The organism is Allobosea sp. FG18 (assembly GCF_057809495.1).
Map to the genome: position 1 here is coordinate 1 of NZ_JBMDKB010000056.1, position 7538 is coordinate 7538.

Annotated in this window: 12 protein-coding genes; 10 read left to right on the forward strand and 2 right to left on the reverse strand. The window is 62.4% G+C overall.

All coding sequences use genetic code 11. The features are described from left to right. Positions 1-112: 112 nt before the first annotated feature. Positions 113-367 carry a hypothetical protein gene (locus tag ACODTJ_RS28675; RefSeq protein WP_488851586.1) on the reverse strand — a complete coding sequence of 85 codons (255 nt, stop codon included), beginning with the start codon at positions 365-367 and terminating at the stop codon, positions 113-115. Between the two features lie 467 nt (positions 368-834). On the opposite strand from ACODTJ_RS28675, the gene ACODTJ_RS28680 reads away from it, so the two are divergent. From ACODTJ_RS28680 to ACODTJ_RS28715, 8 genes are all read left to right on the forward strand, one after another. Beyond that, positions 835-984 (forward strand): hypothetical protein, encoded by a 150-nt coding sequence (locus ACODTJ_RS28680; protein ID WP_488851608.1) that lies wholly within the window; start codon positions 835-837, stop codon positions 982-984. A gap of 43 nt (positions 985-1027) precedes the next feature. After that, positions 1028-1264: a hypothetical protein gene (locus tag ACODTJ_RS28685; protein WP_488851588.1), complete on the forward strand. Its 237-nt coding sequence runs from the start codon at positions 1028-1030 to the stop codon at positions 1262-1264. 218 nt (positions 1265-1482) lie between these two features. Then, positions 1483-2265: a helix-turn-helix domain-containing protein gene (locus ACODTJ_RS28690; RefSeq protein WP_488851590.1), complete on the forward strand. Its 783-nt coding sequence runs from the start codon at positions 1483-1485 to the stop codon at positions 2263-2265. 273 nt (positions 2266-2538) lie between these two features. Beyond that, positions 2539-3159 carry a ParA family partition ATPase gene (gene parA / locus ACODTJ_RS28695; RefSeq protein ID WP_488851592.1) on the forward strand — a complete coding sequence of 207 codons (621 nt, stop codon included), beginning with the start codon at positions 2539-2541 and terminating at the stop codon, positions 3157-3159. A gap of 423 nt (positions 3160-3582) precedes the next feature. Further along, positions 3583-3894: a type II toxin-antitoxin system RelE/ParE family toxin gene (locus tag ACODTJ_RS28700; protein WP_488851594.1), complete on the forward strand. Its 312-nt coding sequence runs from the start codon at positions 3583-3585 to the stop codon at positions 3892-3894. A gap of 11 nt (positions 3895-3905) precedes the next feature. After that, positions 3906-4187: a helix-turn-helix domain-containing protein gene (locus ACODTJ_RS28705; protein WP_488851596.1), complete on the forward strand. Its 282-nt coding sequence runs from the start codon at positions 3906-3908 to the stop codon at positions 4185-4187. A gap of 222 nt (positions 4188-4409) precedes the next feature. Next, entirely contained in the window at positions 4410-4838 is a 429-nt protein-coding gene (locus ACODTJ_RS28710) for a hypothetical protein (protein ID WP_488851598.1), read from the forward strand. Further along, positions 4835-5110, forward strand: coding sequence for a type II toxin-antitoxin system RelE/ParE family toxin (locus tag ACODTJ_RS28715; RefSeq protein WP_488851600.1), 276 nt, complete (start codon positions 4835-4837; stop codon positions 5108-5110). The genes ACODTJ_RS28710 and ACODTJ_RS28715 overlap by 4 nt, the downstream gene beginning before the upstream one ends. Here ACODTJ_RS28715 and ACODTJ_RS28720 read toward each other — a convergent pair. Next, positions 5107-5334 (reverse strand): hypothetical protein, encoded by a 228-nt coding sequence (locus tag ACODTJ_RS28720; protein WP_488851602.1) that lies wholly within the window; start codon positions 5332-5334, stop codon positions 5107-5109. The genes ACODTJ_RS28715 and ACODTJ_RS28720 overlap by 4 nt on opposite strands. A gap of 482 nt (positions 5335-5816) precedes the next feature. Here ACODTJ_RS28720 and ACODTJ_RS28725 point away from each other — a divergent pair, with 482 nt between their 5' ends. Both ACODTJ_RS28725 and ACODTJ_RS28730 read left to right on the forward strand, forming a co-directional pair. Continuing rightward, entirely contained in the window at positions 5817-7049 is a 1233-nt protein-coding gene (locus ACODTJ_RS28725) for a MobA/MobL family protein (protein ID WP_488851604.1), read from the forward strand. A gap of 95 nt (positions 7050-7144) precedes the next feature. Next, positions 7145-7468 carry a DUF2958 domain-containing protein gene (locus ACODTJ_RS28730; protein ID WP_488851606.1) on the forward strand — a complete coding sequence of 108 codons (324 nt, stop codon included), beginning with the start codon at positions 7145-7147 and terminating at the stop codon, positions 7466-7468. Positions 7469-7538 lie beyond the last annotated feature (70 nt).

A 7538-nucleotide genomic window follows, 5' to 3' on the forward strand; every position in this document is an offset into this window, starting at 1 on the left:
GAGAGCGGCTGCATGATCGGGCGTCTGTCGCCTCATCGGGCCGGAGGAAAGCCGGGCCAATATATCTCTGGGGCAGTGTCCGCTGCTTTTGGTCGCTGTGACTGACCGGCGATCAGCGTCGGCCGGCGCGGTTCACCGGCCCGCCGCGGTTCATCGGTGTACCAGGGCGAACTCCCACCCCGGCCGCCCCGACGCCGGGCGTGACCACCGCCCGTCGTGCCACCGGCGCTCCGGCGCGCGCGACGCACCCCTTCGGCACGCCGACGGTTTTGCAGTAGACGACGGCGGCAGCTGGCTCCGCGGATGTGATCGTCAGCCCGCCCGCGAAGAGGGCCAGGGCCGGCAGCGTCAAAAGCGCCTTCATCATCGTCGCTTCTCCCCTTGGTGGCTGCTCGCCTATTTCTGCTGCGAACGCCTGTTGTTCTTCGAGAGATTGATTGCTTGAATGTTAATACGCTCGCCGCTAGAATCCCTCGCTGAACGCAGTAGCCGCTCTTGCATCCCCTGTGCCATTGATCCATGTCAACAGTCGTGGAATGAGCAGCCCAAGGACGCCGAAGGGTGCAGCCGGTTGCATCGGCGATCACCCGCAACCGCACTGGCAGACGCAACGCTCGCGACCGGAGACCCGGCCCGGATCCCGGATTTTGGCTGCTGACATTTGCGCGGCGGACCCCCGAAGGCACGATCTCGCCGGGCATGCCCGATCGCGCAACTGGACCGCCCCAATCCGGACGTTGTCAGGGTCGGCTTTGGGCGGATACCGTTGAAAAAGTCGTCGTTGCGACGGGTATGAGGTCCTGATTCAGTCGTCCTTGTGCGGAGGGCGGGGTGATGATGGGCGAACGGCAGGTGGCGCAGGAGGCGCTGTTCTACGAGTTCAGCCTGGAGCGCCACGTGCCGGCTGATCATTGGGTCCGCTCCATCGACCGGTTCGTCTATCTCTCGGAGATCCGCGCGCATTCCCGAGCCAGCTCTAAATGACGTGCCAACTAGACAACCGTTGGCATTAAAGTAACATGTTGTGATGATGGTTGATTCTAACGATCAGGAGCACAAGCCGCTGTCGCGCGCTGAGGTGACCCGCAGAATGCGGGCTCGTCAGCGCGAAGCAGGCAAGGTGCATGTGAGCTTCGCTATGGCGAGCGAGCTGGTCGCAGAAGTTGACCGTTTAAAATCTCAGCTCGGGGTGCCGGCCCGAGCTGAGGTTTTCGAAGCGGCGATCCGGCAGTTGGTTCAAACCGAACTGCAAGACGTGAGGTGAAAAAAGTTCGGGCTCGGCGCTGGTAACGCCGAGCCCGGATTGACGTGAAAGCAAAACTGTGTCTGCTACCCACGCTGGATAACGCAGGTAGTATATGCAGTGGTGTTGAATTTTCAAGGATTTTTGCGCGACTCACAGAAATAAGTGAGAGGGCAAAAAAACAAGGAATTTCAGAGGCTTACTCGTCCGCGCACGTCCCAACACAAATGGGACGAAAAATGCAGAAATTCGCGTTAAATGGCGATAAGCCACGCCTAAATGCCATCCAAAAATTGATGGCTCGGCCGTCACGCAACCCCCAGTTAGAAGCCGCCTTCCTCGCGGATATGCCATCGATCGCCCCTCAATCGCGCGCTCGGACGGCGGTGCGCCGGCATTCGCGAGCTGCGGGACGCTGTGAGGGCACATTCTGGCGCCGGACGAACCGACAGGAGGTCCGGACGATCCTGGCCGGTGCGAAGCGGTTCGAGCTGGCTGGGCGTGAGCGAGGCCAGCGGAGCGGGCCGCTAGGCTCGGTCGCGATCGAGCTGCTAGAGTTGCTGGCCAACCTGGTTGACTTCAAAACCGGCCGTCTCGAACCAGCCCTTGAGACGATGATGCGGCTTCTGCGGCGATCGAAGGATGCCGTGGTGCGCGCGCTCAAGAACCTGCGCAGCCATGGTTTCTTGGATTGGCTCCGCAGGTACGAGCCGACCTACGAGCCCGGCCGAGGACCGCAGGTCAAACAGACGAGCAACGCTTACCGTTTGTCGCTGCCAGCGGCTGCAAGCCGCCTCCTGGGCTTCAGTGAACCCGCCTCCCCTGCCCCGGTCGATTTAGAGCATGCCCGGGCCCAGGCAGCGGCCGAGCTGCGAGCGCAGCTCGATGCGCTAGCGCCGGCCGATCGCGCGGCGGCAATCCTCGGCTCAAGCCTGCTCGCGGACAGCCTGAAACGGCTTGGCCTATTGTTGGGTGAACGTGAGTCCGCTGGGCGGTCTGAATCCCAACCTAATATCAAATAAACAAGCGGACGCCGCTGACTCGGGCCGCTATCGCGGCCCTGCGGCGGTTCCGACCCGCATAAACGGCGGGTCGGCAAGCGGACAAACTACAGAAAAGCCCAAACGTCACGCAGGCTGCACGGTGGTATGGGCTTTCCGAAGAAAACAGGGGGTTCTCGCGCCTTAGCGAGATACGTGTTTACGTATCTGCGTGCGAACGTGAGTGCGTTTCATGCGTGCTTAACGCTTTGAGCGTATACGTCGATACGTATCTACGCGAAAAAGGATCAACGCATGCACGTCGTTGCGTTTTTGAGCCAAAAAGGCGGCTCTGGTAAAACGACATTGTCGGTTCACACGGCCGTCGCTGCTGAAGCTAGTGGCGAGCGTGTGTGCGTGATCGATGCCGATCCGCAGGAATCGGCCACGGCCTGGGCCAGCGCGAGAGAGGCCGCAACGCCGATCGTCGCGACGGCGCAAGCGGGTGATCTCGATCCGGCGTTGAAAGCAGCCAAGGGCGAAGGGATCAGCCTAGTTGTCATCGACAGCCCGCCGCATGCCGCGCCGACCGCAAGCCAGATCGCGCGACGGTCTGAGCTGATCCTAATTCCAGTTCGGCCGGCGGCTTTCGACCTGGCCGCCGTACCGGCCGCAGTCGAGATCGTAAAGGCGGCCGGCGTCAAAGGCGCATTCATCCTCTCGGCTTGCCCATTTCGAGCGCCAGAGATCGGGGAAACTCGCGCCGCGCTCGAAGCGTACGGCCTACCGATTGCGCCCGTCGAAATTACGGATCGTCGGGCATTCGCTCGCGCAGTGACAAGCGGTAGCGCTGTGACCGAGTTCGAGGCCGATGGCAAAGCGGCTGACGAAATCCGCGCTCTTTGGCAGTGGATCAAGAATACGCTGAAGCGTTAATAGCTAGGTACGTAGATACGTAAAAACGGAGATACGTCGATGAGGAAAGCCACTGGACTCGCTGCATTCACTCGGCCGAAGGCGAGCGCTGATGCCGGCGGGAGCGGAGTGCTAGCGCTAGGAGACACGAGCGGGCCTAGCGTCGGCCTTGAGCTTCCAACCCTGCGCCGGAAGCGGGGAGGGGGCGAGACCGTCGCTCTTACGGTCAAGGTGAAGCGCACAGACTGGCAGCGCCTGCGCCAGCTCGCAGACGCGGAGGGCACAACGATCCAAGCTATAGCAGAGGCGGGCTTCTCGGCCGTCTTGGCAAAACACGGCCTGCCGCCAATCAGCTCGCGATGATGCGCAAATACGTGGATACGTATTTAGCTGAAACAATGCGGCGGGCTTGTCGATTTATATAAGTTTTGGTATAAGGCGGCTATGAAGCGCCTCGAATTTCTCGGAGATTCATTGGAGCGGCTGCGGGATTTTCCCGTCAGCATGCAGAAAGAGGCCGGCGTCCAGTTGCACAAGGTTCAGCTCGGGCTTGATCCGGCCGACTGGAAGCCGATGAACACAATAGGGCAGGGGGGCCGTGAAATCCGTATTCGCGACGAGAACGGAGCATTTCGGGTGATCTACATCGCTAAGATGGGGGATGCGGTCTACGTTCTGCACGCATTCCAGAAGAAGACGCAGCAGACGGCGAAGCGGGATTTGGACCTAGCGGCGGATAGGCTGCAGAAAATCTGAGGAGGCAGGCTATGGAACGCCTGAGCTTTGCGAACATTTGGGACGCACTGGAAGACACCCCGGCGGAATCCGCGAGCATGACCATGCGGTCAAGCCTGCTGATCGCGATCGAACAGCGGGTACGGTCTTGGAATGTCACCCAGGCCGAAGCTGCGGCCAGGCTCGGTATCACTCAACCTCGGCTTAACGACCTGCTGCGCGGCCGGATCGCGAAGTTCAGCCTCGACATGCTGATCAACTTGGCCAGCGCTGCCGGCCTGAGGGTCAGCCTCGACGTGGCTGAAGCTGCTTGACCTAAATAGCTCGCAGGCGAACGCGCTTCTCGGAGCACGGTGCGGAAGGTGCTGCGCTCGATTTAGCTGGAGGGAAACAGGCTGCTTCGGATTCGCCGAACGGGTTTTATGGAACGCGACGGGCGCGTCAGACTTGCTTTCGTCGCGCATTCATTGAATGATTGCCGTCAATCTCTCTGAGAGAAAGACGGTACCATGGCGCGATCCGAGCGAATTCCCGAGATGATCGATTCCCGCGCGGTGCGGAACCTGGTCGAGGCGCAGGCGATCCGCAGCGCCACCGTGCTCGGCCAACCCGGCGGCTGGGCCGTGCTGGTGCGCTACGGCGCCCTGGAGCGGGCGGTGGCCTCGACGCGGCGGCAGCTGCGGACCTGGCGCCATCTCAACAGCGCTGCGGCCTTCGTGCAGGGCGAGCTTGGCCTGGCCCGCTTCGATGTCGACGCCAGTAGCCATGAGGAAGCTGCCGGGCACCGCCGGCCCGACCAGGCCGAGCGGCTGCGCCGGCAGCGCGCGGCGGCCGATCACGATGCCTGGTTCCGGGCCGAGGTTCAGGCTGGCCTCGAGGAGGCTGAGCGCGGCGAGCTGATCGAGGCTGACGAGGCCTTTGCCGCGGTGGAGGCGGCCATCACTGCTGCGTCACGGCACGCATGAGGATCGTCTACAGCCGCCGCGCGCTGCAGAATCTGGCTCATCATGCCAGCCTCATCGCTCAGGACAATCCGAGCGCGGCCCGCGACCAGGTCACCCGGATCCGCGCCTCGATCGACAAGCTGGCGGGGTTCCCGGAGATGGGGCGTGTCGGTCGGATTCACGGCACCCGGGAGTTCCCGCCGCCGCGCACGCCCTTCGTGGTGGTCTATCGGGTCGAGGCCGAGCGCCTCGTCATCGTGCGTGTTCTGCACGGGCGCCAGAAGTACCCCTAGCCCTCACGCCTTTCAGCCTGGAGCCGGCTGACGGCGCGGAGCTGAGCCTCGCGCGCTTGCCGGGCCTCGTTCTCCTGGCGAGCCCGCGCTTCGGCATCGAAGCCTGGCGCCGGCGCCGGCGCAGCCTCGGCCGGGCGGACCGGCTGAGGCACGTTTGCCAATGGGGCCAGGCCAAAGGCTTCCCGGTCCTGGGGGCGGATCAGCGTAGCCTTCAGTCGTTCCACTGTCGCGATATCCTCAGGCCGCTTTGATCCCCGGAGCATTGCGCCAAGGATGATATCCTGCCGGGTCTGGCGGGCTCTCTCGATCTTTGATCGGAGTTGCGCTCTCGATTTCAGCTTGGCTTCGATGGCGGCGGTTCTGGCCTTCGATTTTTCCAAGGCCATCCGAAGCTTCCTGTCTGATTCCGACTCTTCAATATCCATAGGTGTGACCTCGCGCTGAAATTCATAGCGCTCGCATCGTATCACTTTTTGCGCGACAGGTGGAATTTACTCTCTGGTGGCATGACGGTAAGATTCCCTTTTAGGGCGCACTTATGGGTTTCTGCGAAACCCGTGCGGCCTCTGGCGGTTTTTGAAGCGTGGCGATCTACTCCCTCTCGGCAAGCTCAATTGGCAGGTCGACCCATGCAGCCGGCACGGCCGGTGCGCATGTGAGCTACATCAGCCGGAGTTCAGCTGCTCTGGATGTGATCGGAGCCCACATGCCGACCAACCCGAAACTGGCGCGGGCCTGGCTCGACCAGCAGGAGGCCGGCGACCGCAAGAATGCGCGGGTGGTGACCAAGGTCACGCTCGCCTTGCCGGCCGAGCTGACGGATGACGAACGGGCCGAGCTGGTGCGGTCGTTCGCGCAGGAGGTGACCCGCGGTCGGGCTCCGTGGCTGGCCGCACTCCACCATCCGTCAGAGGCTGGCGACCAGCGCAATCATCACGCGCACCTGGTCATTCGCGACCGGGATCCCGACACGGGTAAAACCGTCTGCGGCATGTCGGACAAGGGCAGTGTCGAGCGGATGCGAGAGGCGTGGGAGTGGCACGTCAATGCGGCGCTCCAGTACGCTGGCCTCGATGCACGCGTCGATCGCCGCAGCCTGGCCGACCAGGGCGTCGATCGCGAGCCCACCGTGCACGTCGGTGTCGCCGGAACCGCCATGCAGCGGTCTGGGCGAGCCTCCGATCGGGCGGAGATCAATTCCGGCATCATCGCAGGCAACGCGGACCTGGAGGCAATCAGGCAATCCAGGCGCGAAACCGTCGTCCTCGAGCGCGAGATCGCCGCGGCTCAGGCGAAGCGGGAGGCCGAGCGTCGCGAGGCGGCAGCCAAAGCCGCCCAGGAGGCTCAGGAGGCCCGTGAGTGGCAACGGCGTGCCGCCGAGGCTGCCGCGGCACAGAAGGCCGCCCAGGCCGCCCATGAGGCACTAGAGCGCCAGCGGCGCGCAGCTGAACAGCTCACAAAGCCCGTTCAACCTGCGCCGCAGCCTGCTCTTGTCCAGACTGCCAAAGCGACCGCTCAGCAGGATGCTGTTGACCTCGAAGCGATGCGGCTGAAAGCAAAAGCCGTGATCGAGAGGTTCGTCGACGAAAATCTGCGACTGCGCAGCTCGACACCCGGCTGTATCCGGGTCGCGTTTAACCGTGAGGATCTAAAGCCCCTTTCTCCGGAATCGACCGCCGCGGCGCGGCTCATTCGGTTTGTCATGACCGACGATCAAAGCCGCCAGCTAGCGGACTACCTGAGTCAAAAGCCCAGCACCTTCGTGAAGGTTCAGCTGACGAAAATCTGGGAGACCATCGACCTGGCGAGTAGTGTGAAGGAGCTCCTTAGGGTGGTCACACTGGTCATGGATGCGCTGACCGAGACAGTTCGTGCTCTCGCCGGCCGCGATGCGCCAGAAGTGCGAAAGGGGCGCGACCAGGGCGGCATGGAGCGTTAATCCGCGCCGCCGGCAGGGGCGCAGCTGGTTCGGAATGTGAAATCGGCTCGGCTTCCTCGGGGATGAAAACCCCAAAGAGGACAAGGAGCGAGTAAATGATCGTGTTCTCTCAGGAAATTCAGGAATCGCTAATTTCGAATTGGCATCAGAGCCGTCAGAATAAGAATTTTGATCCGACGCCGGCGTTGAAGTTATTTCTGCCATGGGCGCCGGTTACTTGGATCGTCGCGGAAATGAATCCGCGCTATCATGACAATCTATTTGGCCTCGCCATTTTTGCGGATGAGGCGGAGCTCGGGAACTTCAGCCTCGCCGAGCTTGCAGCGCTGAAGGGGCCAGCAGATCTCCGCGTCGAGATTGATCGGCACTGGCGGGCTCAGAGCACGCTAAACCAGTATTTGGCCGAGCACTCTGCCTAGGCGGATCCCGGCGGGGCTGTCAAGCGACACGAGGAATTGACCCCTTTGCCGACATCAGGAATTGACCCCC